The organism is Microbacterium sp. MDV22-iso44 (genome assembly GCF_058629135.1).
On the sequence record NZ_JBZVWS010000001.1, the window covers coordinates 1,343,132 to 1,370,014 of the forward strand.

Consider the following 26,883-nt stretch of genomic DNA (forward strand, 5'->3'; position numbering starts at 1 on the left):
GTTCGACTGCCGACATCGACTCCCGGCATCCGTCCGCAGCGCGATCAGGCGAGCGCGTCGGACACCCGTCGCGAGATGTCGGTGATGCGCCCGAGCGTGGCGGCGACCCACAGACCGGGCTGATCATGCGGGTCCTCGGCGGCATCGGGGGCGGGCAGGGATGCCGCATAGGCGTCGACGGCGCGCCACGCGGCATCCGTTCTCGCGGTCATCTCGTCGTCGACGGGTGGCGTCGCCATCAGCTCCGCGACCCGGCGGAGCGCCGCCTCGAGCCGAGCGGGGTCGCCGTGGCGCGCGTCGAGCCGCTCGTGCTGGGCGAGCACGTCGAGCAGGTCGCGGGTCAGGTACGTCGCCCGTTCGAGCCCCCACCACCGCTGCGCGTTCTCGTCGTGCACACCGCCCACGCCGCGGGCGCGGAGGTTCGCCCGCTCGGAGCGGGATGCCTCGTCCACATCCGCCGCGACGGCGATGGCCATCTCGGCCAGCGCCTCGCCGTCCTCTTTCAGACTCGCCGCGTCCGGCGCCCCTCTCGCTGCGGAGTCCGCCGCGCGGTCGAGTGCGGCGGTGACGGCGGCGCGCAGCTCGGACAGCCGGTCGCGCGCCGACTGCAGGTACAGCGGCGGCACGAGGACGAAGTTCGCCACGACGCCGATCAGGACGCCGAAGGCCATCGTCGCGAGGTAGGACGTCGAGAAGCCGTCCGGGTCGTTCTTGCTCAGCAGCAGCACGAACAGCCCGGCGAGGGCCACCCAGTCCCGGCCGACGCCGAGGGCACGGATGCCGCCGAGCGCCACACCGACCAGGACCACGACGCCGAGCGCGACGATGCCGGGCGCTCCCGCCGCCACGATGGCGAGGCCGCCGAAGCCGATCGCGATGCCGCACGCGAGTCCGATGAGGGACTGGATGCCCGCGCGCGCCGAGTCCGCGACGGTCGGGTACATGCTGACCAGGACGCCGAGGGGCGCGTAGTAGGAGTAGTCGGCGTCGGCGAAGGGCACGATGGGCGCGAAGAACCAGGCGATCGCCGCCGCGACCGCCGTCTTCAGCGCGAGGATCAGCCGTCGCGACGTGAAGACGTCACCGCCGGCCCTGCGGAGGCGCAGTGCCAGCTGCGCGGCGGTCAGTCGCGGGGTGGTGCGGGGCATCCCGGCACGGTAGCCGCGGCGAGGTCGTGCGCGCCGCCCCCTTGCATCCGCGCGTGCGAGGTCGTACGACGCGGGTCAGCTGGCGAGGGTGCGCGACCGCGTCGGGAGCGCCGGTCGCGGTGCGGCCGACAGCGTACGGTGCGGCACGGCCGCCAGGTGACGCGCCGACACGATCGGGGCGAGGGTGCGGTCCGCGCGGGAGCGGGGCCGCAGCATCCCCACCGCGAAGACCGCGGCGAGCGCGGCGGGACCGATCGGACCGGCGACCGCGACGAGCGATCCCGAGACGAGGACGGCGCTGACCGCGAGGAGCGGGACGAGGACGAGCTCATCGCGCAGCAGGCCCGCCGTCGCGCCGACGCCCCGCTGCGAGGTCGTCTTCGGCGTGACCCAGAAGGTCGCGCGCCGGCCGAGGGCGGTGCGGATCACGGCGCCCAGCACGACGAACGTGGTCGAGGCGTAGAGGAGACCTGCGGTCAGGGCGAAGGCGACGCCGGCAGCGACCCGTTGCGCGCGGGCGCGGCGGACCGCCTCGGGAAGGAGCGGAGCGGATGCCGCGAACGCCGACACGAGCATCACCCAGAGCGGCGGGGGCGTGCCGGTGCCGGCGAGCGCGGCGCCGGTGACGAGGGTCGCGGCTCCCGCCAGGGCGGTCACCGGGACGAGGGCCGTCTCGAGCGCGAGGTCGAGGCCTTCCCGGATGCGGAGCCCCCGCATCCGGCCGGGGCGGCGCAGGAACTCGACCGCCCCCTCGGCGGTCTTCCGCATCTGCACACGGAACGCCGCGTAGTCGATCGGGTAGTCCTCCGTGAACGCGACATCGGCGTCGACGATCCGCCACCCGCGGCGGCGGAGCCGCACGGTCATGGCGAGGTCTTCCGCGACGGCCTCGGGGAACCCGCCGACATCCTCGACGGCCGCCGCACGCACGAGCGCACCGCGCCCGAGGAAGGCGGTCACCCCGTGCGCTCCTCGACCGCGCCGGGTGACGCCGAGGTGGGTGGCCAGCAGCGGCCCGAAGTAGCGGGCGAACCGGGTCCGTCCGACGGATGCCGCCGGCGACGCCTGCGCGACGGCCACCGTGGGGTCGGCGAGCGCGGCTCCGCAGACCCGCGCCACCCCGGCGTCGAGGACGACGTCGCTGTCGCAGATCAGGTACGCGTCGTAGCGGCCACGCAGGCGCGCGAGCCCGGCGTTCAGGTTGCCCGCCTTGAAGCCGGAGCGCTCGGTGCGGCGGATCACGTGCCAGCCGTGAGCCGCGGCGAGCGCATCGACGCGCGCCACCGTCGCGGCATCCCTCGAGTCGTCGAGGAGGACGACGTCGACCGGGACGTCCTGGCGGGAGCTGCGGACGACCGCCCGCTCGTCGAGGTCGTCGCAGATGCAGACCAGCAGGGCGATGCGCTCCGCCCCCCGCCCGGTCGCGGGCGGCGGGACCAGCGCGGGCGGCGATGAGCGCAGCCACAGCGCGACCGCTCGCCCGCCCGCGATCCAGGTGAGGGCGCTCGCAGCCGCGAACGCGATCGACAGGGGCGTCCCCTGGCCGACGGCCCAGAGGAAGAGCGGCACGCCGAACCCGATCCACGCCGCCACGACCAGCACCGTCGATGCGCGACTGCGGAGACGAGAAATCACATACGGAGTATATGTATACATAGAATTCTTTTTCTGTTCCGCCGCGCGCGGAACCGCTGGACGCGTCACAGCAGACGCCGCTCGGACGCCCACGCCGTCAGCTCGTGACGGGACGACAGCTGCAACTTCCGCAGCACGGAGGACACATGGGTCTCGACGGTCTTGATCGAGATGAACAGCTCCTGCGCGACCTCTTTGTAGGCGTAGCCGCGGGCGATGAGTCGCATGACCTCCTGCTCTCTTCCCGACAGGCGGTCGAGTTCGTCGTCGACAACGGCCGTCTCCCCCGCCGCGGCCCCGAAGGCGTCGAGGACGAAACCCGCCAGTCGTGGCGAGAACACGGCGTCGCCGCCCGCGACCGCGTGCACGGCGCGGCTCACGTCCGCCCCCGAGGAGCCCTTCGTGATGTACCCGCGCGCCCCGGCACGGATGACCCGTACGACGTCGGCCGCCGCGTCGGACACGCTCAGCGCGAGGAACCGGGTCGGTGTCCCGCTCGAGCCGAGGATGACCCCCTCTCCCCCGAGCGAGTGGGCGGCGCCGTCGGCCCCCGGCAGGTGGACGTCGAGCAGCACGACATCGGGCCGTTCGGCCGCGATGACCGCCACGGCGCTGTCCACATCGTCCGCCTCGCCGACGACGCGGACGGACGAGTCGAGGTCGGCCCGGAGGCCGGAGCGGAAGATCGAGTGGTCGTCGACGATGACGACGCGCAGCGGCCCGCTCGTCGACACCTCAGTCACGCCGTCCTCCCGTCGGCAGGCTCAGCCGCACCTCGGTGCCGGTGACATCGGGTACCGAGCGGATGATCGCGGTCCCGCCGGACCGCCGCATGCGTCCGATGATCGACTCCCGGACGCCCCAGCGGTCCGCCGGCACGGCGGCCGGGTCGAACCCCGCGCCGCGATCGCGGATGAAGACCTCGACGGCGAATGCCGCCCCCTCGATGTACACGGAGATCTCGCCGCCCGCGTGGCGCGCTGCGTTGAGCATCGCCTCGCGCGCCGCGGCGGCGAGTTCTCCGCTCGCGCGTTCCGCGGAGGTGCCCGTGGAGACGACCTCGATGCGGACGGGGAAGTCGAGCTCGAGCGCTCCGGCGTAGTCCCGCAGGTCGGTCGGGAGGTCACTGTCGGCGGGCGAGTCCCCGTCGTAGAGCCAGGCGCGCAGCTCGCGCTCCTGCGCCCGCGCGATGCGCGAGACCTCGCTCGAGGCCTCCGAACGGTTCTGGATCAGGGCGAGGGTCTGCAGGACCGAATCGTGGAGGTGGGCAGCCATCGCCGCACGCTGCTCGTCGCGCACGCGGCCGATCCGATCGTCGACGAGCCGGCGCCAGGCCTGAAGGAGAGTGGATGCCGCGATGATCGCCGCACCGACGAGGGGCAGAGCGAGCTCGCCCAGGACAGCGCGGATGCCGAGCACGTCGGCAAGCGGGAGGGTGCCCAGGAAGACGATCGCGAGCGCGACGCCGGCGAGGACGCGGATCACCGTCGCGTGGCGGGGACCGCGCGCCGGGTCGACGCGGTCGATGGCGCCCGCCCAGACGCCAGACGCCGTCGCCAGAACCGTCGCCGTCCAGACCCACGGCACGGTCGACCAGAACGCCCAGGTGTACCCGAGCGGGAGGTCCACGCGGACGAGCGAACCTCCCTGTGCCGCCACCGGCACGCCCAGCGTGGCGACGCCCGCAGCACTGATCGACAGCCATGCCACGGGCACGCGCCGCGTGGGCGTCACGTCGCCGGGCGCCACCGGCATGAGCATCCAGCACCAGATGTAGAACACGGCACCCGCGCCACCGGCGAGAGTGGCCGCGGCCAGCAGCCCCCGCACGCGCATCGCTGAGACACCGAGGTGGTCGGCGAGCCCGGCGGCGACGCCGGTCACCGCCACGGCCCGAGGCCGCCGGAGCGGCGGTCGGGCGGGCCTCCGGGTCGGACGCGCCGGGCGGGCCGGGCGGCCCGGGCGGGCCGCGGCATCCGGGGCGGTCGCAAGGGAGGACATGTCCACATCAAACCATCGGGCCACGCCTCGGGACATCCTCCGAAAGAGGTATCAGGGACGGATCAGGGTCACCCCTGATGGCGGGGCGCCGCCACCCCGACGATGCTCGGAACATGCCCTCGCCGCAGACCAACGCACCGCCCGTCGACCCGCCTTCCCCCGACCTCGGCAGGGGGGAGCGATTCTTCGAATGGACCTCGAGCCTCGGCGTCATGCGCATGGACGGCTGGTTCGGCGGAGTGGCCGCCGGCACCGCCGCCCGGTGGGGGATCGATCCGCTGATCGTGCGCGGCATCCTCGTGGTCGTCGCGGTCATCGGCTTCCCGGTGACCCTGGTCTACGGCGTGGCCTGGGCGTTGCTGCCCGACGCGGCGGGCCGGATTCCCGCGCAGGACGCCTGGCACCGCCGGTTCCACACCGGGCAGGTCGGGGCGCTCCTTTTCATCGCGGCATCCTTCATCCCCGCACCGCTTCCCCTCGTCCTGGGCATCCCGAGCCTGGCCGTCCTCGGCGGCGCCTACGTCGGGGACCTCGGCGGCGTGGTCCTGCTCCTCGCCGCGGTGGCGATCGCGGTCGCGGTCGTCGCGGTGCTGGTCGCCGGACCGCGGCAAAGCCGGGCTGGCGTCCCCGCTCCCGCAGAACCGGCGGCATCCGATCCGCCTCTCCACCGGGACGCGCCGACCGAACCCGAGACACCCCTCGATTCCGCGGGCGAGGACGACCTCGCGCGGTGGCGCGAGCAGCACGCGGCGTGGAAGGAGCAGGATCAGGCGTGGCGTCGGGAGCAGCAGGATGCCGCTCGCGCCGCCCGGGACCAGCTGCGTCGCGAGCGGCAGGAGTCCGCGACGGCCTTCTCGGCGGAGGCGGCCGCGAAGCGGCGGGAGCGCCATGCGATCGCGCCCCGGGCCCCGCTGGCGTTCGTCACGCTCGCCGTCGGCGTCGCGGTGATCGTGGGGACGATCGTCGCACTGTTCACCCCCGGCGGCGATCCGATCGCCGCGGGGCTCTTCGTCGCGGCCCTCGTCCTCGCCGGCGCCATGACGGTCGCGGGCGTCCTGCGCCGCCGCAGCGGCTTCCTCGCCTTCGTCACCGCGGTCGCGCTCCTGGGAGGCGCAGCCGCCACCGGTGTCTCCGTCGGACAGGAGCTGCACGTCGACACGGGGAGCGTCTCGAACGTCGACGCCCCCACCGGCACGTTCAGACAACCGTGGGGCACTCTGTGGGTCAGCCTCGAAGACACGGGGCGCGAGGGCGAGCTGCACCTCCAGAAGCGCTTCGGCGCGACGTACGTCACGGTGGCTGCAGGGGTGCGCGTCGATCTCGAGATCATCACGACCGACGCGACCGGCGGCATGTACGTCGCAGACGGCTACGTCGGACTCCGCGACATCGATGGAGTCGTCATCACGCCGCTCGCGGACGGCCGAACCCGGTACACGGCCACTCTGGGCGACACCGAATCGCCGCGAACGACGCAGAAGCTGCTCCTGGAACAGGACACCGGTTACATCCAGCTCGAACCGGACACCGCCCTCGACTCCGAAGGGAACCCGTCATGACCGACATCCCCACCGCCGCCTTCGACGATCTCGAGCCCGCGGTCGCCGCCGGGCCCGCGGCATCGGCCCCTTCCGCCCCTTCCGGGGAGGGTCCGCGCACGCGCTGGGCCGCCGTCGTGTGGGGCCTCACGTTCGCTGCGCTCGCCGCCGCCGGGTACGCCGCGACGTCGACGACGGGGAGCATGAGGATCCTCGTCGATACGGTCGCAGGTGCGGATGTAGGGCCGGCCGTCGCGGTCGGCCTCCTGATCATCGGGGGCCTCGTGTCCGTCGCGGGAATCGCGGGCCTGTTGCGCGGCGGCCAGCGCCGGGTGGCGCGTAGGCCGAAGCACCAAACCCCGCCGGAGTCAACCCGCCAGACCTGAGACTCTCGGAGCCCTACGTTCGACGGTGTCGTCGTACCCGGGCGACGTGTGGACGGACGCGCAGCGTCCGCAGTAGCAGCAGGAGTCGCCGTGACCGAACCCTCCGACGAGCCTGTGACCACGGGCATGCTGGATGGGCGGTACGTCCTCGGTCCGTGCGTCGGTCAGGGCGGGATGGCCCGTGTGTATCGCGCCGAGGACGTGATCCTCGGGCGCACCGTCGCGATCAAGATCATGCGCACCGAAGCCGAGAACCCGGCGATCCTGCCGCGAGCCCGCACCGAGATGTCTCTGCTCGCCTCGTTGAATCACCCCTCGCTCGTGACCCTGTACGACGCGAAGATCGTGCCCGGCCAGCCGGAGTACCTCGTGATGGAGTTCGTCGAGGGCGAGTCGCTCGCCGCAGCTCTGCACGAGGGCCCGCTGGATGCCGCCGAGACCGCCGGCCTCGTCGGCGAGCTCGCCTCGGCGCTCGACGTCGTGCACCACTCAGGCATCGTCCATCGCGACGTGAAGCCGTCGAATGTTCTCCTCGCACCGTCGCCCGTGCCCGGCCGCAGGCACTGGGCGAAGCTCGCCGACTTCGGCGTCGCCTACCTCGCCGACAGCACGCGCCACACCACCCCCGGCACGGTCATCGGGACGGCCGCCTATCTCGCCCCCGAGCAGGTCCGCGGTGAACCGGCCGGCCCGCCGGCCGACGTGTACGCGCTGGGCCTGCTCACCCTCGAGACGATCACGGGCGAACGGGCGTTCCCCGAGGCGTCGGGGATCGGCCGGGTCATGGCCCGCCTCGTGCAGACGCCCGAGATCCCCTCGTGGCTCGGTCCCGACTGGTCCGGCCTCCTGGGCGACATGATCGCGCGGGACCCCGCCGATCGTCCGACGGCGGGACAGGTGGCGTATCGCGCCCGGTCCCTGCCGACCGACATCGTCCGGATGCCGCGGGCCGCCCTCCCCACGATCGATCAGGAGACGCAGGCCCTCGACGTCGCTCCGGTCGCCGCCGTCGGCGCGGTTCGGCCCCTCGAGCCCTCTGCCGTCACGGTCGCGGCACCGGCGGCATCCGATGTCGTCACCCGTTCCGCCGCGCGTCGTTCGGCCAAGGCCGCGCGGCGTCCACGCCGCGCGCGGGTCTGGATCCTCGCCGGCGCAGCGGCCGCCATCGCCGTCATCCACCTCATCGCCTTCGGGGCGTGGTGGGCGGACGGCACGCCGGGCGGTCGCCCCGCCCCCGAGGAGACGATCAGCGAGCCGACTGCGCCCGCTCCCGCTGAACTCGTCTCGGACGAGGGCGAGACCGCGGTCGTCACCCTCGACGCGACAGATGAGGTGATCCCGCAGGCCACGCCTGCGGCGACCGATCCGGCCACGGCGACCACCGAGACGACGACAGACACGACGACGACCACCTCCGAGACGTCCGGCTCGGCGAAGGGCAACTCCGGCTCGGCGAAGAAGTCACCCGGGCAGGCCGCTCAGGAGAACGCGAACCCGAAGGCCAAAGAGCACGCGAACGAGAACTCCGCGGTGCACGGCGAGAAGACGAAGGACAAGGGCAAGGGCAAGAAGGACTGACCTTCGTCACGCGACGACACGTCGCGTCATCTCCGGTCATCCCCCATGGTGATGTCCGCCGTCCGGGCTAGCGTGACTCCATCGCGACGGTCCGGGTGGTCCCGGGCACCGGGTCATACCGGTTGTGCAGCGGGTTCGACTCCCGCCGTCGCGTCCAGTCCGAGAGCGGCCCCGCAGGGCCCGGCCTCGCTACGCTCGATCCGTGAGTGCACCGAGAACGATCACCCGTCTGCTGCTCGGGGCGGGGCTGGTCTTCACCGGCACCGCTCACCTGACCTTCGCGCGCGACGACTTCGTCGCCCAGGTCCCGCAGTGGCTGCCGCTCCCCACGGACGTCGTCGTCGTCGCCTCCGGGATCGTCGAGATCGCGCTCGGTCTCGCCCTGCTGATCGGACGGTATCGCGTCGCGGTCGGATGGATCGTCGCAGCGTTCTTCATCGCGATCTTCCCCGGGAACATCGAGCAGTTCGTCCGGGGCACCGATGCCTTCGGGCTCGACACCGACCTCGCCCGCGGCATTCGCCTGCTCTTCCAACCGCTCCTCGTCCTCGCCGCCCTGTGGTCGACCGGCGCGTGGGCAGCCTGGCGCGCCCGACGCCGAGGTCCGGACGACCGGGATCAGATGCCCGCGTAGCGCTCGCCGACCGGGACCTCGACCGCCAGGACGTTGCCGGGCTGAGCGAGCGGGCAGGCCCACGCCGGGTCGTAGGCGCAGGACGGGTTGTAGGCGAAGTTGAGGTCGAGCACGATCGTGCCGGCCTCGGCATCCGTCCCGAGGTCGGCTCCCTTGATCGTGTCGATCAGGTACCGACCTCCGCCATAGGTGCCGTCCGGCTTGCCCGCCAGCGCGTCACGCACGGGGATGAACAATCCGCCGCCGTACGTCGTCAGGCGCCAGACGTCGAGCGTCCCCACGTCGGGCAGGTCGACGATGGCGACCCGCTCGAAGGGAACCACCCCGTCCGTCCCGGTTGCGAACTCGAACCCGCCGGGCTCCGTGGGCAGCAGAGGCAGCTCGAACCGCCAGGCCGGGTCGTACGGAGCGACCGGGACGGAGTCGAAGTCCGCCCGGCGCTCCGGCAGGATCGGCGTCGCGGGGTGGTGCGCGAGCAGCTCGTTCCGCCCGCGCTGCCACAGCTCGTGGCCCGCCTCGGGATGGGGCGCTGCTCGAACATCGGCATAGAGGGCGAAGACGCGTCGGCGCCAGTCGACGACGTCCAGGGCGGTCCGAGCGGCCGAAGGGATCATCGGCTCAGGTTACGCGCATCACGGGGCAGGCGACCCCCTCCCCCGAAGCGCGGGACGCGCGTAGCCTCGGCGCAGGAGGTCTCCTCATGCGCACATCTCGCTCAGCCGCCGCGGTCACCCTCCTGTGGGCAGCCCTCATGCTCACCGCGTGCGCGACGGAAGGACCCGCCATGCCCGCCCCCGGCGAGAACCCGACCTCGAGCCGCCCGCCGTTCCGCACGGCGAGCCCCGCACCTCTCGGGCCGACCGGTTCGGCCGCGGACCTGCCGCCGGCGAAATGGGACGCCCTCCTGGCCGATCTCTCGGCCCGCGGCGTGACGGGCGAGCCGGACGTCGTCTCCGCCGAGCGCGTCCAGTTCTCGAGCGGCGCCCTGGGCTGCCCCGCCCCCGGCATGTCCTACACGCAGGCGCTCGTGGACGGGTACCGCGTCGTCGTCCGAGTGGACGACCGCACTTTCGACTACCGTTTCGGCACCGGCGACGAGCCTCGACTCTGCGAGCGCTGACGACGGATGCCGAAGAGGGCGGCGCGTCCATCGACGCACCGCCCCCTCCGTGACCTTCGCGATCGCTACTGGGTCTTCACCAGCAGCGCCTCGTCGGCGCCCGACTCGTTGTCGACCACGACCACCATCGCGCCGAGCGGCTTCTGCGCGGCGTAGGCCCCTGCATTCGTCCGCACCGTCACCGAGGCGGTGCCGCCCTTCGGCACGACCTCGTACTGGCCGTTGCTGATGGCGGGCTTGCTCGGGTCGTACGTGGCCGTTCCGGCGAACGAGTCGCTGCCGTCGGTGGTCCCGCTGAAGGACTGCACCGTGTAGGCGAACGGCCCCGTGATGCCGAGGTCGGCGAGGTTCACCGGCAGCAGGATCGTGCTGCTGTCGGTCGGAGCCTGAGCGAGGTACCCGCTGGGTGCCAGCTCGCCGGTCTTGACGTTCTGGACGAACACCTCGGCCACCCCGTCGACGTCTCCGGCGCGGACCGCGCCCGAGTCGTATGACAGGACCACCCAGTCGGGTTTGCCGTCGCGGTCGGAATCGATCACGACGTCGAACTCGTTGGATGCCGCATTCGACCAGCGCGAGTGCGTGTTGACCGCGAAGACGGCCAGCTGGTCGCCACCCGCCGTCGCGAACGACTGCACGCCGGCGGCCCGGAGGTCGTACCCGGTGTCGGCGATCGCCTTCGGGGCATCCTTCTTGTCCGACAGGCCCCACGTGTAGACGTCGGCCGCCGCATCCAGAGCACCCTTGGCGTTGCGCAGCTCAAGGGTTCGGTCGGCGTCGGTGACCCGACCGCGCGACGTGAGCGAACCCTTCACCGTCACGTCGCTGTTGGAGCGCGGGACGAGCAGGTACGGCACGCGTAGGGTCGAGCCGGGCGCCGTCAGGACGACGTCACCGGAGACCTCCGAGAACGAGAACTGGTCGTCGCCCGAGAGCGAACCCGGGATCGAGGATGCCGGGATCGAGACCGCGACGCGCACGGACGCCGTCTTGCCTGCGGCGACGGTGACCTTCTTCGAGCTCACCGTGAGCTTCGCCTTCAGCGACTGCGCGGACGGCGCGGTCGAGACGGCGAACGTCACCGGCTTCTTGCCGTCGTTGCGAACCGTGACCCGCTTCGAGCCGGTGATGGTGCCGTCCGACTCGTCGAAACCGAAGCTCAGCGCCGCCTCGCGGACCTTGCCGCTCTCGGTCGTGAAGCTGTCACCGGTCGCCGTGACCTTCGTGGCGACCGCCTGCGCCGTGTCGACGAGGCCCACGCCGCCGCGGGTCGGGTCGATGCCGTCGACACCCTCCGGGTTCGCGGTCGACACGAGCGCTGCCGAGATCTGCTCGGAGTTCCAGCTCGGGTGCGCCTGCACGGTGAGCGCGGCGACGCCGGCCACATGCGGGGCAGCCATCGACGTGCCCGACAGGACGCTGGGGGCGCTTCCGGTGCCGACGGCGACCGACGAGATCGACACGCCGGGGGCCGCCACGTCGGGGCTGATCGAGCTGTCGCCGCTGCGCGGACCCGACGAGCTGAACGACGCGTACTTGCGGAAGGCCGGGTTCGCGATCGTCTTGCCCTTGATCGTCACGGCTGCGCCGTTGACGAAGGCCGCGCCGCTGGAGGAACGGACACCCAGGAACGGAATCGTCACGTCGTAGGGCGTGCCGTCGTCCGGGTTCTCGTCGATCGTTCCTTCGTAGGGCGGGAGGTCGTCGGTCGAGTTGACCATGACAGCCGCCTTCGCACCCGCCTGCTGGGCGAAGATCGCCTTCGCCGCACGCGCACACGTGCCGCGCTGGGAGACCGCGATCTGGTTGCCGCCGCTCTTCACGCCGACGCGGGTGTAGTCGGATGCCGCGCACCCGAGCGCCTCGTTGGCCGTGGTCGCGGGGTCGTCGGTGAGTCGGACGACGGTCAGCGTGCCGAGACCCTTGAGCGAGGCGCCGTTGGCGTTGATCGCCTCGACCGCCTTGCCGCCGACGGTCAGCTGCGCGCCGGGGAAGGTCGCGGTGCTGTCGACCGCCGAGACGGCGATCACACCGTCGCCGCTGCCGGGCGAGCCGGTGAGGTACGGGCTCGGGCCGGAGTTGCCGGCCGAGGCCACCACGACGACGCCGGCGCCGACGGCGTTGGCCGCAGCCACCGCGCTCGGGTCGTCGCCGCGTCCGAACGAGGAGCCGAGCGACATGTTGATGACGTCCATGCCGTTGTCCACGGCCCAGTCGATGGCCTGGATGGTCATGTCCGTCGAGCCGTCGCAGCCGAAGACGCGCACGGCGTAAAGGTCGGCCTGGGGGGCGACGCCGGGGCCGATGCCGAAGTCGACGGACGGGGTCGACGCGTCGTACGGGCCCTTGTAGGTGGACCCGTCGGGCAGAACGCCCGAGCCGGCGGTGGTGCCGGCGACGTGCGAACCGTGGCCCTCGCAGTCGAGGGGGTTCGCGTCGGGCTTGGGGACGAGCGCGTCGCCCGTGCCGCCGGCGTCGTAGGCGTCGCCGACGAGGTCGATGCCGCCCTTGACGCGGGGAGCCTTGGGACCGAACAGGGCCGGGTCGGCCGGCTTGTCGGATGCCGCTGCCGCTGCCTTGTACGCGTCGACTGTCCCCGGGCCGCCGAAGCCGGCGTGGGTGTAGTCGATGCCGGTGTCGATGATGGCGACCTTGACGCGCTTGCCCGTGTAGCCGGTGCTCTCCCACACCTGGGGGACGCCGAGGAACGGCACGGAGACGGCGTTGTCGAGTTCGTGCGTGACGACGGGGTGGACGGCGACGACGCCGGGGAGCGCAGCGACGTCATCGAGCTGCGCGGTGGGCACGGTGGCCTGGATGCCGTTGTAAGCGGACTGCATCTGCGCGCGGATCTTCCCGCCGCGCTCGGTGATCCCGGAACGGATCTTGTCCTGGGCAGCCTTGAGGTCCTTCTTGACGTCGGTGCGCTCGCTCTTGCTCAGCGAACGGCCTTCCTCGGCCTCGACGACGGCGACGGGGTCGCCCTCCATCTCGATGACGACCGAGACCTGGCGATCGGGATCGATCGAAGCAGCCCGGAAGGAGCTGTCGATCGCTCCCGCCGACGTGCTGCGGTCGAAGCGTGCAGTGGGGTCTTCATCGGGGGTCGCGGCGAGAGCCGCGGTCGCGGGCAGCGAGAGCGCGAGGACGCCCGCGACTGCCAAGATGCGTCGGTGCAAAAGGGGACCGCCTTTCCTTCTGGGAAGAGCGCTCGGCGGGGCTGTCGCGGAACATCCCAGTCGGATGCCGCAGCCGAGGCTGATTGGAGGCTATGCACCCCCTGACGATCTCCCAAGAAGAATGTGCGCAGATGAGAGGATCCTCACGCGCGGCTCAGGCGATGCGCGTCCCCGGGGGCAGACGCCGCGCGGGCGTGCGGGTCCGCGAGACCGCCCACCACAGCAGGAGGGCCGCGACGACGACCTGACCGCCCAGCCCGATGAACCAGCTGGGCACGGTCGAGGCGACGACCTCCTCCGCCGTCGGTCCGTTCTGCTCGGGGTCGCACTCGTCGTACACGTAGTCGAGATCCGGGGCGACCTGGGCCTGCCGGACGGCGTACTTCGTCTGACCGAACAGGTCGTCGGGATACCCGTCGACGGTGAACCCGCTCGGTGTCGCGTCGGCGAGGATGACGAAGGGGTTCGCGGCGAGGATCCACCACACGTAGTCGAAGCGGGGGATCCGAGAAGTCGTCGGCGGCCCCTCCTCCTCGCAGACCTGCTGCGACAGGTCGCTGGCGCAGTTCGTGGTTCCGTCCTCGCAGACGGGCGCGCCGGTCGTCGGATCGTACTGCGCCGTCAGGTAGCGCTCTGTGCGCTCGGAGGCGATGCTCGAGCCGATCAGCCCGAAGGCGATCGGGGTCCCGATGGTGAGGGCGGCGACGACGAGGTAGGTGGCCGCGACCGAGAAGAGCGGGCGGGCGAGGACGCCGCTGAGCGCCGTGCCGAACGCGGCGACGACACCGGTCTCGGCGACGAGGATGGCGGTCGATGCGAGGACCGTGATCGGTTCGACTCCGCCGCCGAACGTCGCGATGACGAGGAAGGGAACGGCGACGGCGGCGAACGTCAGTCCCGTGAGCCAGGCCGCCAGGAACTTCCCGAGCACGATCTCGGTGGTCGTGGCCTGGGTTACCTGCAGGGGTGCGAGCGTCGCGGCATCCCGGTCGCCGTTGATCGAGTTCCCGCTGAGGGTCGGCGAGACGAGGACGATGAGCAGCAGCGTGACGAGGACGACGACGGAGTAGACGCCGGGACCGGAATCGTCCAGATACGAGAAGGAGAGGAACGAGAGCGCCGTCGTTCCGACGAGGACGACGGCGAAGACCCCGAGCAGGACGTACCAGGAGATCGTCCGGATGCGCTGCGTGAGGTCGAGGCGGGCGATGGTCCACAGGCGCGAGGCGTTCATCGCGCACCTCCTTCGAGGTCGAGGAAGGTGTGTTCCAGGATGCCGCTGGCCGCCGAGAACTCCGCGACCGGGAGCCCCGCCGACACGAGGGCGGTGAGACCGGCCGCCGCCGCGGCATCCCCCTCGAAGCTGACGAGGACGTCGCGCCGGTCGACCGTCAGCGTCGCCACGTCGAGTCCCAGCGCCTGAGCGACGGGGAGGGCTGCGGAGACGCCGTCCCGGTCGGCGAGGCGGATCCGCCACGTCCGCGCGCGACCCGCGGCTTCGGCGACGCGCTCGGAGCTGACCGTCTCGCCCTGCATCATGAAGACCGCGTCGTCGACGACCTCTTCGAGCTCGGAGAGGATGTGGCTCGACACGAGCACGGTGCGGCCTTCCGCGGCGAGGGCGCGCAGGAGGAGTCGCAGGTCGATGCGCGCCTGCGGATCGAGACCGGATGCCGGCTCGTCGAGGAGCAGCACCTGCGGGTCGTGGACGAGGGCCCGCGCGAGCCCGAGCCGCTGCTTCTGGCCGCGCGAGAGGACTCGGGCCGGAGCGTCGCCGAGCGTCTCGAGCCCCACCGTCGTCAGCAGCTCCGTGGCACGAGAGGTCGCCGCGGCCGGGCTCAGTCCGGACAGCCGCCCGGTCACCGAGATCGTCTCCCGCGCCGAGAGGGACGGCCAGGCACCGAGGCTGTCGGGCATCCAGCCGAGCTTCGCGCGCGCGGCAGCAGGTTCCGCGACGGGATCCACTCCCCCGATGCGGATCGTGCCGGCGTCGGGAGCGAGGAGGGAGGCGAGCATGAGCAGCAGCGTCGTCTTGCCTGCGCCGTTGGGGCCCACGAGCCCCGTGACCGCGCCCTCGGGCGCCTGGAAGGTGACGCCCCGGACGGCATGCACGTTCCCGAAGGACCGTCGCACCCCCTCGGCGACGATGCCGGCATTAGTCATGCGCTCACCCTAGGGGGTGGCGGTGTCCGATCAGGGGCGGATCCGACCGACCCGGAGGTTCAGAAGGCCGAACACCAGCAGGAGGACGACGGCGACGACGGGTGCCCACAGCGCGACCGAGGGGCCCGCCGACTCGGCCAGCGAGCCCACGATCATGCTCGCGAGCGCCTGACCGACGACGACCGACGACCCGAGGACGGCCATGACGGTGGCCTCGCGCCCGCGCGGCGAGCGGGCGGCGGCGAGCGCGTAGAGCGTCGCAAGGGTGGGGCCGATGCCGCACCCGGCGAGCGCCAGCGCCCATCCCATCGACAGGACTCCCGTCGCACCGGCGGCGAGGACGGCGCCGACGAGCAGGATCGTCGTGAAGGCGATCCACCGCCACGCGAGCGCGAACCGGCGCGGCAGGAGCCCGACCCCGAGCGCGAGGATCGCCGACCCGATGCCCATGATCCCGTAGAGGATGCCGGTCTGCTCGGGGAATCCGCCGGCCTTGGCGAAAGCGGTCAGTGACGTGAGCATGGCCCCGAAGAAGAGCCCGGTCGCGAGGGTGCCGCCGGCGGCGAGCAGGATGCCGGGACGCGCGATGCGCCGCGCAGGTTCGCGGTCGCCCGCCTCGGACGCGTGACCGGCGGTGCGTGCCGTCGGATGCAACGCGAACGCGGTGACGAAGACGAGCGTCAGCGCCGCGGCCGCGAGCACGGGCGCGGCCGGAGTCGCGGCGATGGCGACGACGCCGACGAGGACGGGACCGAAGACGAAGACGATCTCATCGACGGCGGACTCGTAGCCCATCGTCGACTCCTGCAGCCGGCCGTGCGCACCCCGCGCCAACCGCATCCGGCCGATCGCGCCGACCAGGCGGGCGCGCGACATCGGCGACACCTGCGGTGCGGTCGCACCGGCGAGCACCGACACGAGCAGGAGCATCCCCTCGGGTGTGTCTCCGTAGGCGACGGCCACGAGCGCGACGAGGACGAGGCTCTGGACGAGTGCCGCGAGCAGGAGCACGGGGCGCTGGCCCCAGCGGTCTGCGGCGGCGCCGATGAGCGGGCCGGTGGCGATCGTGCCGAGCCCGACCATCGCAGAGGTGAGCCCGCCGACGGCGAGGGACCCGCGGGCGTCGACGACCATCGTCAGGACGCCGACGACGATCATCGCGTACGGCAGGCGCGCGATCAGGGCGATGGCGAAGTAGCCGATGCCGATGCTCGCCGCGAGGGTGCGGATCGGGCTGTCGCGCTCGGCCGGGCGCACCGGCGTCGAATCGGTGAGGGGCATGTGTGACCTCCGTGCAGACGAGGCGTCGTGCCGCCTTGACTCTCCACGGATCAGGTAGTTACACGGGGTGCTGACGCACCGGCATCCATTCTACCGATCGGCACCTGAGCGTCCGAAGAACGCGACCCCCAGGTCCGGGTGGTCGACGAAGACCCCGTCGACGCCGGCATCCGCGATGCGCCGCCACTCCCCCTCCCAGTCCCCGAACGCCGCATCGGTGGTCCCGCGCCGGAAGGACGGTGAGAGGAACGCGTTCTCGGGTCGACACGTCCACGTGTAGACGTCGAGCCCGCGGCGATGGGCTTCGGCCACGACACCGTCATCGCCGCGCGGATCGTCGAGGATGAGGCGCTTGTCGAGGCTGATGCCGTCGACCTCCCGCGCCAGCCGGTCGAGGCCCGCCCCGGTGAGCTGCTCCGCGTACGTCGGCGCGTCGGGCCCCTGGGCGGCGAGGAGATCGTGCGCGCTGCCCTCCGCCTCGAGCAGATAGATGAAGTGAGCCCGGATGCCGCGGTCCCGCATCCGCTGCAGGATGTGCTGTTCGAACGACTCGACCACGAGCGGCCGCACACCGCTGTCCCACCCCGCGCTCCGCAGTTCCGCCGCGAGGAGGGCCGCCACGTCGTACCCGAGCGAGTCGAAGTAGGTCGCGTGCTTGATCTCGAGGACGACCCCGATGGCCCGTCCCTCGCGGTCGCCCGCCGTGGCGACCAGGTCGAGGAGCGTCCGCAGCCGAAGGATCGGATATCGGTCGTCGAAGTCGGCGCTGCGTGTCCGGAGCTTCGGCAGACGTTCCCGACATCGCAGAGCTGCGAGCTCCTCCCAGGTGAAATCCTCGACGAACCAGCCGGTGTGGTCGCTGCCGTCGACCCGCTTGGTGGTCCGGCGGGACGCGAACTCGGGATGGTCGGCGACGTCCGTCGTCGAGCCGATCTCGTTCTCGTGACGGATGACGGCCACGCCGTCCTTCGTGAACACGACGTCCGGTTCCACGGCGTCGACGCCCAGGTCGAGGGCGAGCTCGTACGAGGCGAGGGAATGCTCGGGACGATAGCCGGGGGCTCCGCGGTGGCCGATGATGAGCGGACGGCTGCGCGACATGCGCCCAGGCTAGCGAGCGGACCGGAATCGGCCGCTGTCGTGCGCCGTCACCAGATGACCCTCATAGTCCTCTCACAGCGGGGGTCCCCACCCGCGGAATGACGGTCCGATACGCTGGATCGACAGCACAGCGCTGTGAGTCGACTTTTGGAGTGAGACACACAATGGCAGCGTCCGGCAATTTTGCCTTCAACAATCCGGTCTTCCAGGAGCAGCGCCCCGGCCTGACTCCCCCGGCAGCCCAGACGAACTACGCGGCAGCCTCGCACCAGGCCGCCGACGTCGCGTCGAACGCCCAGCTCGAGGGGATGTACGCGGCTCCGACCGCCTCGTCCGCCGCCACGGGCCGCATGACGGTTGAGGACACCGTCCTCAAGACCCTCATGCTCTTTGGAATCCTTCTGGTCACCGCCGTCGTCGGCTGGGTCTGGACGCTGGCTCCGGTGAGCGTCGAGAACCCGGTTCCGACGATGATGCCCTGGATCATCGGCGCCCTGGGTGGCTTCGTCCTCGCCCTCGTCATCTCGTTCACGTCGCGCAAGAAGGTCCGGCCCGCCCTGATCTTCGCCTACGCGGCCTTCGAGGGACTTTTCGTCGGTGGCATCTCGGCGTTCTTCGAGTTCATCTGGCCCGGCATCGTCATGCAGGCGACGCTGGCCACGGTCGCCGTCGTCGGAACGACGCTGGCACTGTTCGCGAGCGGAAAGATCCGTGCCTCTGCGAAGGCGACGAAGATCTTCATGATCGCGATGGTCGGCTACATGGTCTTCTCGCTGCTCAACCTCGTCCTCATGTGGACGAATGTCCTCCCCCAGGACATGATGTTCGGTCTGCACAGCGCGAAGATCGGGCCGTTCCCGGTGGGCCTGGTCATCGGCGTTCTCGTCGTGATCATGGCGGCGTACTCGCTGGTGCTCGACTTCGACCTCGTCCAGCAGGGCGCCCGAAACGGCGCTCCCCGCCAGTTCGGGTGGGTCGGCGCCTTCGGCATCATGGTCACCGTCGTGTGGCTGTACGTCGAGATCCTCCGCATGATCGCCATCCTGCGGGGCAACAACTGACCTCACGCAACGCGTAACGACGAAGGCCGTCCGGGCGACCGGGCGGCCTTCGTCGTTTCGGCGCACACCTCTCTCCGCGAGACTGCACGTGGGCCTCGAGACTGCGGCCCCGCATCGCGGTCTCGTCATACACGTGCAGTCTCGCCGCCCGGTGCTCGCTCCCCCGGTGCCGCCCGTCTGCGGGCGCCCGCCTCTCGCGCACCGCGAGACTGCACGCGGCGTGCGAGACAGCTGCCCCGAGCCGCGGTCTCGGCGCGGGCGTGCAGTCTCGGCGATCGTGGGCCGCCCCGTACGGCGACGCCCCTAGCGCGCACCGCCCGCCGGCACGCCGCGAGTCAGGACGGCAGCCGCAGGACCGCGACGGTGCCGCGCGGCGTGTGGGGCTCGAGCGAGACGCTCGCACCGTACGCCTCGGCGAGGGATGCCGCGTTGGAGAGGCCGATGCCCGTCCCCGGGATCGCCGCATCGTGGGCATAGGGGGCCCGGTAGAACCGTTCGAAGGCGTGGACGCGCTCCTGCTCCGTCATCCCGACGCCCTCATCCGCGACGGTCACGACGATGTCGCGTCCGTCCTCGTGCGCCGAGACGACGACGTCCCCGCCGTCGGCCCGAGTGAACTCGACCGCGTTCCGCAGCAGTTCCTCGAGGATCGAGGCGAGATCGCGCACGGCGATCCGGGCGGCACGCTCGGGCATCGCTCCGATCTGGATGCCGATCCCACGCTCCTTCGCGCGGGCCGCCACCTCCGTCACGGCATGCTTGACGACCGGTCCGACGTGCGAGGCACCGGAGCGGGCCTCGACGTCCCGCGTCGTCTGACCTGCGGCGATGAGACGTTCGACGAGGCGCAGCAGGCGCTCCGCGGAGCGTTCCACCGCCTCCCAGCGCTCGGTCTCAGGGGAACCGTTCATCAGAGCGATGTCGGTATGACCCAGGATGACGGTGAGTGGCGTGCGGAACTCATGGCCGACGGTGCTCAGGAATCGGTCGCGGACTTCGACCGCGTTGACGAGTTCGGTGACGTCCTGACCGACGATGACGATGCCGACCTCGTCGCCACCCGCGACGACCGGACGGACGATGACCTGCATGACGCGACGCGGATCGCCGCCGAACTCGACGGTGCGGGGCGCCGCGAAGTCGCCGGAGCGGACGCGCTCGACGAAGTCCGCCGACGTCGCTTCGAGCGGCATCGAGGGATCCGCCCGCCAGATGAGCGACGCGAAGCCGTCCCGGTCGACGTCGTCGATCCCGGACCTGCCACTGATCTCGGCGGCGACGGCGTTCAGAAGGATGGGGCGCCCGTCCGATCCGAAGACCGCGACGGCGTTGTCCGTCGCGTCGAGCGTCGCCCGCAGCATGGCGGTGTCGCGCCCCGACAGACGCATCGCATGCTCCAGATCCGTCGAGACGCTCTGCATCGTCTCCCGCATTCGGGCCAGGTGCCGCGCGATGATGCCGACGGTGACGGCGACGAAGGCCGAGAGGATCGGCAAGGCCAGGATCGACACGATGTCCTGGACACCTTGGATGCCGCCGGTGGCCAGCACCTGCACGAGGGGTCCGAGCGCGGTCAGCAGGACGCCTGCTGCGGCGAGGGCAGGGGGGAACGCGAAGGCGAGCCACCCGAGCGGGAAGATGATGAGCATCGACGCCGAGGGCAGCACATCGACGCCGGCATCCCTCACCGGCACGCAGGCCACGATCTGCAGCAGCGGCACTACCGCGAGCCATCCGGTGTGCCGCGACGGCTGCACGAGCCAGATCGCGGTCATCGCCGCCGTACTGAGCACGATGACGCCGAATCCGGCGAGCAGCAGCGGGGTGACCCGCTCACTGTCGATGGTCCCGAGGATGAGCACCACGATGAGGCTGGCGGCGGCCAGGACGAACTGCGCGTACGGCTGCGTGCGCGAACGCTCGATCAACGCCTCACCCCCTCCTCAGACGGCGGTGCAGAAAGGGGCTGGGTCCCGCGCTCACTCTGATGGTGAGGCACGGGCCGTGTCAAGAGGCGGTGGAGTGCACCGTCACGGGGGCGACCCCCGTGACTCACTCCCACTCGATGGTCCCCGGGGGCTTCGACGTGACGTCGAGCACCACCCGGTTGACCTCGCGCACCTCGTTCGTGATGCGGTTGCTGATCTTCGAGAGCACGTCGTAGGGCAGTCGCGTCCAGTCCGCCGTCATGGCGTCCTCGCTAGACACCGGACGGAGGACGATCGGGTGCCCGTAGGTCCGGCCGTCGCCCTGAACACCGACGGAGCGGACATCGGCGAGCAGCACCACGGGGCACTGCCAGATCTCGCCGTCGAGGCCCGCCTTCGTCAGCTCGGCACGGGCGATGGCATCGGCGTCACGCAGGATCTCGAGACGGTCAGCGGTGACCTCGCCCACGATGCGGATCCCGAGGCCGGGCCCCGGAAACGGCTGGCGGCCGACGATCGCTTCGGGCAGCCCGAGCTCGCGACCGATCGCACGGACCTCGTCCTTGAAGAGGGTCCGGAGCGGCTCGACGAGTTCGAACTGAAGGTCCTCCGGCAGGCCGCCGACGTTGTGGTGGCTCTTGATGTTCGCCGTACCGGCGCCACCGCCGGACTCGACGACGTCGGGGTACAGCGTGCCCTGCACGAGGAACCCGATGGGATCGCCGTCCGCGGCAGCCTCGGCGATCAGATCGGACTGCACCTTCTCGAAGGCGCGGATGAACTCGCGGCCGATGACCTTGCGCTTCTGCTCGGGGTCGCTGACGCCGGCGAGGGCGTCCAGGAACATCTCCCGGGCGTCGACGGTGATCAGACGCACGCCGGTCGACGCGACGTAATCGTTCTCGACCTGCTCGCGCTCACCCTTGCGGAGGAGGCCGTGGTCGATGAAGACGGCCGTCAGCTGATCGCCGACCGCCTTGTGGACGAGCGCCGTCGAGACCGCGGAGTCCACGCCGCCGGAGAGCGCCGAGATGACGCGACCCGTGCCGACCTGCGCGCGGATCTTCTGGATTTGCTCGGCGATGACGTTGTCGCTGTTCCAGTCCGCGGGGAGGCCCGCGGCCTTGTGCAGGAAGTTCTCGATCACGCGCTGGCCGTGGTCGGAGTGCTTGACCTCGGGGTGCCACTGCACGCCGTAGAACTTGCGCACGTCGTCGGCGAAGGCGGCGACGGGGGTTGCGGCGGTCCGGGCGAGCACCTGGAAGCCGTCGGGGGCGGCGCTGACCTGGTCGCCGTGGCTCATCCAGACGTTCTGGTCGACCGGCTGTCCGTCGAGGAGCACGTTGTCGGTGACGATCGTGGCATCCGTCGCACCGTATTCGCGCAGTCCTGTGTTGGCGACGTCACCGCCGAGCGTCTTCGCCATGACCTGGAAGCCGTAGCAGATGCCGAGGGTCGGGATGCCGAGATCGAAGACGCCGGCGTCGAGCTGCGGCGCGCCCTCCTCGTACACCGAGGACGGGCCACCCGAGAGGATGATGCCCACCGGGTTCTTCTCGGCGATCTCCGCGGCCGTCGCGGTGTGCGGGACCAGCTCGCTGTAGACGCCGGCTTCGCGGACGCGACGGGCGATCAGCTGCGCGTACTGGGCGCCGAAGTCGACGACCAGGACGGGGCGCTGGGAGGTTTCGGTCTGCTCGGTCACCGGGTCTCCGTGGGGGTCTCGAGGGGGGTGGATGCCGCGGCTTCACGCGTGGCCAGGTACTCCCTGACCTCGCGCGCGACCTTCGACTCCATGAAGAAGGACAGGAGGGGCACGATGCCCCCGAGGGCCAGGACGATGAAGCGCGGGAAGCGCCAGCGCATCAGGCTCCAGACGCGGAAGCACGCGAAGAGGTACACGACGTAGAACCAGCCGTGGACGATGAGGATCGCGAGCGAGATGTTCACGCCGTCGCCCGTCGACACGATGTCGCACGTGCTGCTTCCCGGGACGAACAGCGAGTACCACTCGCAGTCCGGGCTCGGGATCGCGGTGGCGAACCACAGCAACCCGCCCGACCCACCCGCGAAGAGCTCGACGTGCAGGGGCGTGTACTTGAGGACCATCTCGGTGACCAGCAGGAGCAGGCCCACACCGGTGATGATCGAGGCGATCTGGTAGAACTTCAGGGCACCGCGGATCGCCGGAAAAGAGGCGAGTTTGGGCTGAACGGGCATGGCTTCCAGTCTACGGGCGCGAAGGGAGCTGCTCAGCCGCGTCGGAGTCGGGATCGCCCTCGGTGAGAAGTTCGACTTCCTTCTCCCACGCATCGCGCGCGAGTCGGTACCACATGTAGAACGCGAAGCCGGCGAACACCGCCCACTCGATGGCGTAGAAGATGTTGAGCCAGTTGACCGAGGACAGCTCCGTCGGAGCGGGCGAGTGGATCTCCTGCAATCCCCCGAAGGCCTCGGACGACACGAGGTACGGACGGTAGACGTCGATCCCCTGCGCATCGCTCCACTGCGAGAGCAGCGCAGCGGGCGACATCGCCGCGATCTCGAAGGGGCTGCCGCTCCGCGGCGGTTCCTTCGCGCCCTCGTCCGAGATGAGCCGGCCCGTCAGGTCGACCCTCTGCGGGGCATCCTCGTTCAGAGCGGATGCCGCAGCATCCGCCGCCGATCGATCCGCGGTGAACCCGACGGCCACCGCCAGCGACGTCGGACCGTCCACACCCGGCGTGGCCGGGTCGACACGGAACTGACCAGCCACCCAGAAGCCGGGCTCGCCGTCGTCGTAGCGCGACGTGACGACGCGGAAGTCTCCCGCGACGAAGGATCCGGACACGTCGACGCGCTGCCCGACGAGGGGTTCCGCCAGATAGACGCCGGGGGCGACGACGTCGCCCAGGGGGCGGACCTTCTCCGTCGCGCCGGCGGCGGGAGGGTTCGTGTCGATCGCGTTGCCGAGCTGCCACTGCCCGAGCCACGCGAAGATCCCGGCGACGAGCAGGGCGAGGCCCAGCATCCCGATCCAGAAGGGTCGGACCATGACTTCCCGCAGCGTCGGCGGGAAGACGTCGGGGACGTCGTCGACGGCGGGAGTGGTGGTCATCAGTGGGACGACGCGTACGGCGCGACGACGACCTCGACGCGCTGGAACTCCTTGAGATCGGAGTATCCGGTCGTCGCCATCGACTTCCGCAGTGCGCCGATGAGGTTGGCCGTTCCGTCGGCGACGGGGGCCGGGCCGTACAGGATCTCCTCGAGCGGCGAGACCTGTCCGACCTCGACGCGCGTGCCGCGCGGCAGCTTCGCGTGGTGCGATTCGGGTCCCCAGTGGTAGCCGCGTCCGGGGGCGTCGGTGGCGCGCGCGAGCGCAACGCCGAGCATGACGGCGTCCGCGCCCATCGCGAGCGCCTTCACGATGTCGCCCGAGGTGCCCACCCCGCCGTCGGCGATGACGTGGACGTAGCGCCCGCCGGACTCGTCGAGGTAGTCGCGACGCGCACCCGCGACATCCGCGACGGCCGTGGCCATCGGCGCGTGCAGGCCGAGCGTCGCACGGGTGGTGGATGCCGCTCCCCCACCGAATCCGACGAGGACACCCGCCGCGCCGGTGCGCATGAGGTGCAGGGCAGCGGTGTAGGTCGCCGCGCCTCCGACGATCACGGGGACGTCGAGGTCGTAGATGAACTTCTTGAGGTTGAGGGGCTCATCGACGCTCGAGACGTGCTCCGCCGAGACGGTGGTGCCGCGGATGACGAAGAGGTCGACGCCTGCGGCGACGACGGTTTCGTACAGATCCTGCGTGCGCTGGGGGGTGAGCGCACCGGCGACGGTCACGCCGGCGGCGCGGATCTCGGCGAGACGATCACGCACGAGCTCGGGCTTGATCGGCGCCGAGTACAGCTCCTGCATGCGGCGCGTCGCGCCGTCCGCCGGCAGCGCAGCGATCTCGGCCAGGAGCGGTTCTGGGTCGTCGTACCGGGTCCAGAGCCCCTCGAGGTCGAGCACACCGAGTCCGCCGAGCTGGCCGAGCATGATGGCCGTTCGAGGGCTCATGACCGAATCCATCGGTGCGCCCAGGACAGGGATGCCGAAGCTGTAGGCATCGATCGACCAGGAGGTCGAGACGTCCTCGGGGTTGCGCGTGCGCCGCGAGGGCACCACAGCGATGTCGTCGAAGGCGTACGCGCGACGCGCGCGCTTGGCGCGGCCGAGCTCGATTTCCATGGTCACCACCTCAGCCTACCGTCGAGCTCTCTCCCCTGCCCCGCCCGTCAGCGGACTCGGCTCACGCGCTGCTCGTCCCAGACCGGCGCGTCCGATTCGTACACCTCCCCGTCGGAACCGAAGACGACGAAGCGATCGAAGGATCGCGCGAACCAGCGGTCGTGCGTCACGGCGAGCACGGTGCCCTCGAACGACGCCAGGGCGCTCTCCAGTGCTTCGGCGGACACGAGGTCGAGGTTGTCCGTCGGCTCGTCCAGCAGGAGCAATGTCGCCCCCGAGAGCTCGAGCAGGAGGATCTGAAAGCGCGCCTGCTGGCCTCCGGACAGCTGATCGAAGGCCTGTTCCGCCTGCGCGACGAGCCCGTAGCGGTCGAGTGCCGAACTGGCGGCGTCCCGCGGCATCCCGTTCCGATCGCTGTCCCCGCGGTGCAGGATGTCGAGCAGGGTCCGGCCCGTGTATTCGGGATGCTGGTGGGTCTGCGCGAACCAGCCGGGCACGACGCGGGCCCCGAGGCTGACGCGGCCGGCGTGCTCCACTCGCTGGAGGGTCGATCCCGCGTCGGTCACATGGCCCAGCAGCGCATCGGGGTCGGTGCCGCCGCCGGCGAGGAGGCGAAGGAAGTGGGACTTCCCCGACCCGTTGGAGCCGAGGACGGCGACCCTGTCGCCGAACCACACCTCCAGATCGAAAGGCTTCATCAATCCGCTCAGCTCGAGGGATTCGGCGACCACGGCCCGCTTTCCGGTCCGGGCGCCTCGCAACCGCAGGTCGAGACGCTGCTCGATCGGGCGGGCTTCGGGCGGTCCCGCATCCTCGAACCTCCGCAGCCGCGTCTGAGCAGCGCGGTAGCGAGACGCGAAGTCGTCACTCGCGGCCGCTTTCACCTTCATGTCCGCCACGAACTTCTTCAGGGCCGCGTGCTGTTCGTCCCACCGTCGGCGCAACTCGTCGAGCCGCGACATCCGTTCCTCACGGGCTCGGTGGTACGTACTGAAGCCACCGCCGTGCACCCACGCGGAACTGCCTGCCGGGCCCGCCTCGAGGGTGACGATGCGGTCCGCCGCACGGGCGAGGAGTTCGCGATCGTGCGAGATCAGGAGCACGGTCTTCGCCGTTTCGCGGAGGCGCTCCTCGAGCCAGCGCTTACCGGGTACGTCGAGGTAGTTGTCGGGCTCATCGAGCAGCAGCACCTGATCCGTGCCACGCAACAACGCCTCGAGCGCCAGGCGCTTCTGTTCTCCGCCCGAGAGGGTGACGAGCTCCCGGTAGCGAGCTCGATCGAACGGGATGCCGAGGGCTGCGATCGTGCAGGTGTCCCACACGGTCTCGTACTCGTAACCACCGGCATCGGCATAGTCGGCGATGGCGCCGGCATACCGCATCTGTGACTCGAGGCAGTCGGCCATGATGACGGCGTTCTCGGCGTCCTCGAGTTCCCTCGCCGCCTGGGAGATGCGAGCGGGCGCAACCGCGACCAGCAGATCGTGGACGGTGCTGCCCGCAGCGCCGTGGCCGATGAACTGGTCCATGACTCCGAGCGCACCATCGATCGTGACGACGCCCGCATGCGGAGACACGTCGCCCCGGACGATTCTCATCAGGGTGGACTTTCCGGCACCGTTCTGGCCGATGAGGGCCGTCGTCTTCCCCGACGGCACCCGACAGGTGACGTCGTCGAGGAGTGGGCGCCCGTCGGGCAGAGAGAGTGAGACGTTCTGAACGTCGATGTGCGACACGAGATGGTCCTTCCGCTCCGAGAGCGGAGCCGGCCAGCTTATCCGAGAAGTCGCTGTCCCCGAAAGGAAAAGTGCACGTTAACCACGAAAGCCCCGACCAGCATTGGTCGGGGCTTTCGATCGAAAGAAGTCCGGCGGTGTCCTACTCTCCCACAGGGTCCCCCCTGCAGTACCAT

At 70.9% G+C, this 26,883-nt stretch carries 22 protein-coding genes and 1 tRNA gene; 7 read left to right on the forward strand and 16 right to left on the reverse strand.

Annotated features, from left to right (window positions below):
- Positions 1–44: 44 nt before the first annotated feature.
- The 4 genes from AC4NN1_RS06580 to AC4NN1_RS06595 form a co-directional block, all read right to left on the reverse strand.
- Positions 45–1,148 (reverse strand): FUSC family protein, encoded by a 1,104-nt coding sequence (locus AC4NN1_RS06580; RefSeq protein ID WP_491954843.1) that lies wholly within the window; start codon positions 1,146–1,148, stop codon positions 45–47.
- A gap of 75 nt (positions 1,149–1,223) precedes the next feature.
- A complete protein-coding gene (locus AC4NN1_RS06585; RefSeq protein ID WP_491954844.1) occupies positions 1,224–2,783 on the reverse strand; it encodes a glycosyltransferase family 2 protein in 1,560 nt (519 codons plus the stop codon).
- A 65-nt stretch (positions 2,784–2,848) separates the two neighbouring features.
- The gene (locus tag AC4NN1_RS06590; RefSeq protein ID WP_491954845.1) at positions 2,849–3,526 is read right to left on the reverse strand and encodes a LuxR C-terminal-related transcriptional regulator; all 678 of its coding nucleotides are present in this window, start codon (positions 3,524–3,526) and stop codon (positions 2,849–2,851) included.
- Positions 3,519–4,784, reverse strand: a complete 1,266-nt coding sequence (locus AC4NN1_RS06595) for a PspC domain-containing protein (protein ID WP_491954846.1) — start codon at positions 4,782–4,784, stop codon at positions 3,519–3,521. The genes AC4NN1_RS06590 and AC4NN1_RS06595 overlap by 8 nt, the downstream gene beginning before the upstream one ends.
- A 113-nt stretch (positions 4,785–4,897) precedes the next feature.
- Between AC4NN1_RS06595 and AC4NN1_RS06600 the strand changes: the two genes are divergently transcribed.
- The 5 genes from AC4NN1_RS06600 (at position 4,898) to AC4NN1_RS06620 (ending at position 8,920) form a co-directional block, all read left to right on the forward strand.
- Positions 4,898–6,343 carry a PspC domain-containing protein gene (locus tag AC4NN1_RS06600; protein ID WP_491954847.1) on the forward strand — a complete coding sequence of 482 codons (1,446 nt, stop codon included), beginning with the start codon at positions 4,898–4,900 and terminating at the stop codon, positions 6,341–6,343.
- Entirely contained in the window at positions 6,340–6,708 is a 369-nt protein-coding gene (locus AC4NN1_RS06605; protein WP_336124612.1) for a hypothetical protein, read from the forward strand. Before AC4NN1_RS06600 ends, AC4NN1_RS06605 begins: the two co-directional genes overlap by 4 nt.
- A gap of 90 nt (positions 6,709–6,798) precedes the next feature.
- A complete protein-coding gene (locus tag AC4NN1_RS06610; RefSeq protein WP_491954848.1) occupies positions 6,799–8,286 on the forward strand; it encodes a serine/threonine-protein kinase in 1,488 nt (495 codons plus the stop codon).
- 82 nt (positions 8,287–8,368) lie between these two features.
- Positions 8,369–8,443, forward strand: a tRNA-OTHER gene (locus AC4NN1_RS06615).
- Between the two features lie 45 nt (positions 8,444–8,488).
- A complete protein-coding gene (locus tag AC4NN1_RS06620; protein ID WP_491954849.1) occupies positions 8,489–8,920 on the forward strand; it encodes a DoxX family protein in 432 nt (143 codons plus the stop codon).
- Here the strand turns inward: AC4NN1_RS06620 and AC4NN1_RS06625 are convergent.
- The gene (locus AC4NN1_RS06625) at positions 8,905–9,534 is read right to left on the reverse strand and encodes a DUF1684 domain-containing protein (RefSeq protein WP_491954850.1); all 630 of its coding nucleotides are present in this window, start codon (positions 9,532–9,534) and stop codon (positions 8,905–8,907) included. The two genes, AC4NN1_RS06620 and AC4NN1_RS06625, sit on opposite strands and share 16 nt — an antisense overlap.
- Positions 9,535–9,620: 86 nt before the next feature.
- Between AC4NN1_RS06625 and AC4NN1_RS06630 the strand changes: the two genes are divergently transcribed.
- Positions 9,621–10,040, forward strand: a complete 420-nt coding sequence (locus AC4NN1_RS06630; RefSeq protein ID WP_018188913.1) for a DUF8738 domain-containing protein — start codon at positions 9,621–9,623, stop codon at positions 10,038–10,040.
- Between the two features lie 65 nt (positions 10,041–10,105).
- On the opposite strand, the gene AC4NN1_RS06635 is transcribed toward AC4NN1_RS06630, so the two are convergent.
- The 5 genes from AC4NN1_RS06635 to AC4NN1_RS06655 form a co-directional block, all read right to left on the reverse strand.
- Positions 10,106–13,204 carry a S8 family peptidase gene (locus AC4NN1_RS06635; protein ID WP_491954851.1) on the reverse strand — a complete coding sequence of 1,033 codons (3,099 nt, stop codon included), beginning with the start codon at positions 13,202–13,204 and terminating at the stop codon, positions 10,106–10,108.
- A 169-nt stretch (positions 13,205–13,373) separates the two neighbouring features.
- Positions 13,374–14,453 carry an ABC transporter permease gene (locus AC4NN1_RS06640; RefSeq protein ID WP_311857847.1) on the reverse strand — a complete coding sequence of 360 codons (1,080 nt, stop codon included), beginning with the start codon at positions 14,451–14,453 and terminating at the stop codon, positions 13,374–13,376.
- Positions 14,450–15,382 carry an ABC transporter ATP-binding protein gene (locus AC4NN1_RS06645; RefSeq protein ID WP_491954852.1) on the reverse strand — a complete coding sequence of 311 codons (933 nt, stop codon included), beginning with the start codon at positions 15,380–15,382 and terminating at the stop codon, positions 14,450–14,452. The genes AC4NN1_RS06640 and AC4NN1_RS06645 overlap by 4 nt, the downstream gene beginning before the upstream one ends.
- Before the next feature lie 30 nt (positions 15,383–15,412).
- Positions 15,413–16,663: an MFS transporter gene (locus AC4NN1_RS06650; RefSeq protein WP_336124622.1), complete on the reverse strand. Its 1,251-nt coding sequence runs from the start codon at positions 16,661–16,663 to the stop codon at positions 15,413–15,415.
- A 90-nt stretch (positions 16,664–16,753) separates the two neighbouring features.
- Positions 16,754–17,764, reverse strand: coding sequence for a glycerophosphodiester phosphodiesterase family protein (locus tag AC4NN1_RS06655; protein ID WP_491954853.1), 1,011 nt, complete (start codon positions 17,762–17,764; stop codon positions 16,754–16,756).
- Between the two features lie 164 nt (positions 17,765–17,928).
- On the opposite strand from AC4NN1_RS06655, the gene AC4NN1_RS06660 reads away from it, so the two are divergent.
- Positions 17,929–18,825, forward strand: coding sequence for a Bax inhibitor-1/YccA family protein (locus AC4NN1_RS06660; RefSeq protein WP_020096614.1), 897 nt, complete (start codon positions 17,929–17,931; stop codon positions 18,823–18,825).
- Between the two features lie 335 nt (positions 18,826–19,160).
- Here the strand turns inward: AC4NN1_RS06660 and AC4NN1_RS06665 are convergent, their stop codons facing one another.
- The 6 genes from AC4NN1_RS06665 to AC4NN1_RS06690 form a co-directional block, all read right to left on the reverse strand.
- Positions 19,161–20,753, reverse strand: a complete 1,593-nt coding sequence (locus tag AC4NN1_RS06665) for a sensor histidine kinase (protein ID WP_336124624.1) — start codon at positions 20,751–20,753, stop codon at positions 19,161–19,163.
- A 124-nt stretch (positions 20,754–20,877) separates the two neighbouring features.
- A complete protein-coding gene (guaA, locus tag AC4NN1_RS06670) occupies positions 20,878–22,458 on the reverse strand; it encodes a glutamine-hydrolyzing GMP synthase (protein WP_491954854.1) in 1,581 nt (526 codons plus the stop codon).
- A complete protein-coding gene (locus tag AC4NN1_RS06675) occupies positions 22,455–22,973 on the reverse strand; it encodes a DUF3817 domain-containing protein (RefSeq protein ID WP_018188922.1) in 519 nt (172 codons plus the stop codon). The genes guaA and AC4NN1_RS06675 overlap by 4 nt, the downstream gene beginning before the upstream one ends.
- Positions 22,974–22,983: 10 nt before the next feature.
- Positions 22,984–23,850: an SURF1 family protein gene (locus AC4NN1_RS06680; protein ID WP_018188923.1), complete on the reverse strand. Its 867-nt coding sequence runs from the start codon at positions 23,848–23,850 to the stop codon at positions 22,984–22,986.
- Entirely contained in the window at positions 23,850–24,971 is a 1,122-nt protein-coding gene (locus tag AC4NN1_RS06685; RefSeq protein ID WP_018188924.1) for a GuaB3 family IMP dehydrogenase-related protein, read from the reverse strand. The genes AC4NN1_RS06680 and AC4NN1_RS06685 overlap by 1 nt, the downstream gene beginning before the upstream one ends.
- A 47-nt stretch (positions 24,972–25,018) precedes the next feature.
- Entirely contained in the window at positions 25,019–26,707 is a 1,689-nt protein-coding gene (locus AC4NN1_RS06690; RefSeq protein ID WP_491954855.1) for an ABC-F family ATP-binding cassette domain-containing protein, read from the reverse strand.
- Positions 26,708–26,883: the final 176 nt, after the last annotated feature.

Coding starts and splice junctions, on each gene's coding strand:
- AC4NN1_RS06680 (WP_018188923.1), bottom strand. CDS start 23,850: ATGACCACCACTCCCGCCGTCGACGACGTCCCCGACGTCTTCCCGCCG.
- AC4NN1_RS06650 (WP_336124622.1), bottom strand. CDS start 16,663: ATGCCCCTCACCGATTCGACGCCGGTGCGCCCGGCCGAGCGCGACAGC.
- AC4NN1_RS06580 (WP_491954843.1), bottom strand. CDS start 1,148: ATGCCCCGCACCACCCCGCGACTGACCGCCGCGCAGCTGGCACTGCGC.
- AC4NN1_RS06685 (WP_018188924.1), bottom strand. CDS start 24,971: ATGGAAATCGAGCTCGGCCGCGCCAAGCGCGCGCGTCGCGCGTACGCC.
- AC4NN1_RS06625 (WP_491954850.1), bottom strand. CDS start 9,534: ATGATCCCTTCGGCCGCTCGGACCGCCCTGGACGTCGTCGACTGGCGC.
- AC4NN1_RS06660 (WP_020096614.1), top strand. CDS start 17,929: ATGGCAGCGTCCGGCAATTTTGCCTTCAACAATCCGGTCTTCCAGGAG.
- AC4NN1_RS06595 (WP_491954846.1), bottom strand. CDS start 4,784: ATGTCCTCCCTTGCGACCGCCCCGGATGCCGCGGCCCGCCCGGGCCGC.
- AC4NN1_RS06630 (WP_018188913.1), top strand. CDS start 9,621: ATGCGCACATCTCGCTCAGCCGCCGCGGTCACCCTCCTGTGGGCAGCC.
- AC4NN1_RS06605 (WP_336124612.1), top strand. CDS start 6,340: ATGACCGACATCCCCACCGCCGCCTTCGACGATCTCGAGCCCGCGGTC.
- AC4NN1_RS06600 (WP_491954847.1), top strand. CDS start 4,898: ATGCCCTCGCCGCAGACCAACGCACCGCCCGTCGACCCGCCTTCCCCC.
- AC4NN1_RS06655 (WP_491954853.1), bottom strand. CDS start 17,764: ATGTCGCGCAGCCGTCCGCTCATCATCGGCCACCGCGGAGCCCCCGGC.
- AC4NN1_RS06675 (WP_018188922.1), bottom strand. CDS start 22,973: ATGCCCGTTCAGCCCAAACTCGCCTCTTTTCCGGCGATCCGCGGTGCC.
- AC4NN1_RS06640 (WP_311857847.1), bottom strand. CDS start 14,453: ATGAACGCCTCGCGCCTGTGGACCATCGCCCGCCTCGACCTCACGCAG.
- AC4NN1_RS06645 (WP_491954852.1), bottom strand. CDS start 15,382: ATGACTAATGCCGGCATCGTCGCCGAGGGGGTGCGACGGTCCTTCGGG.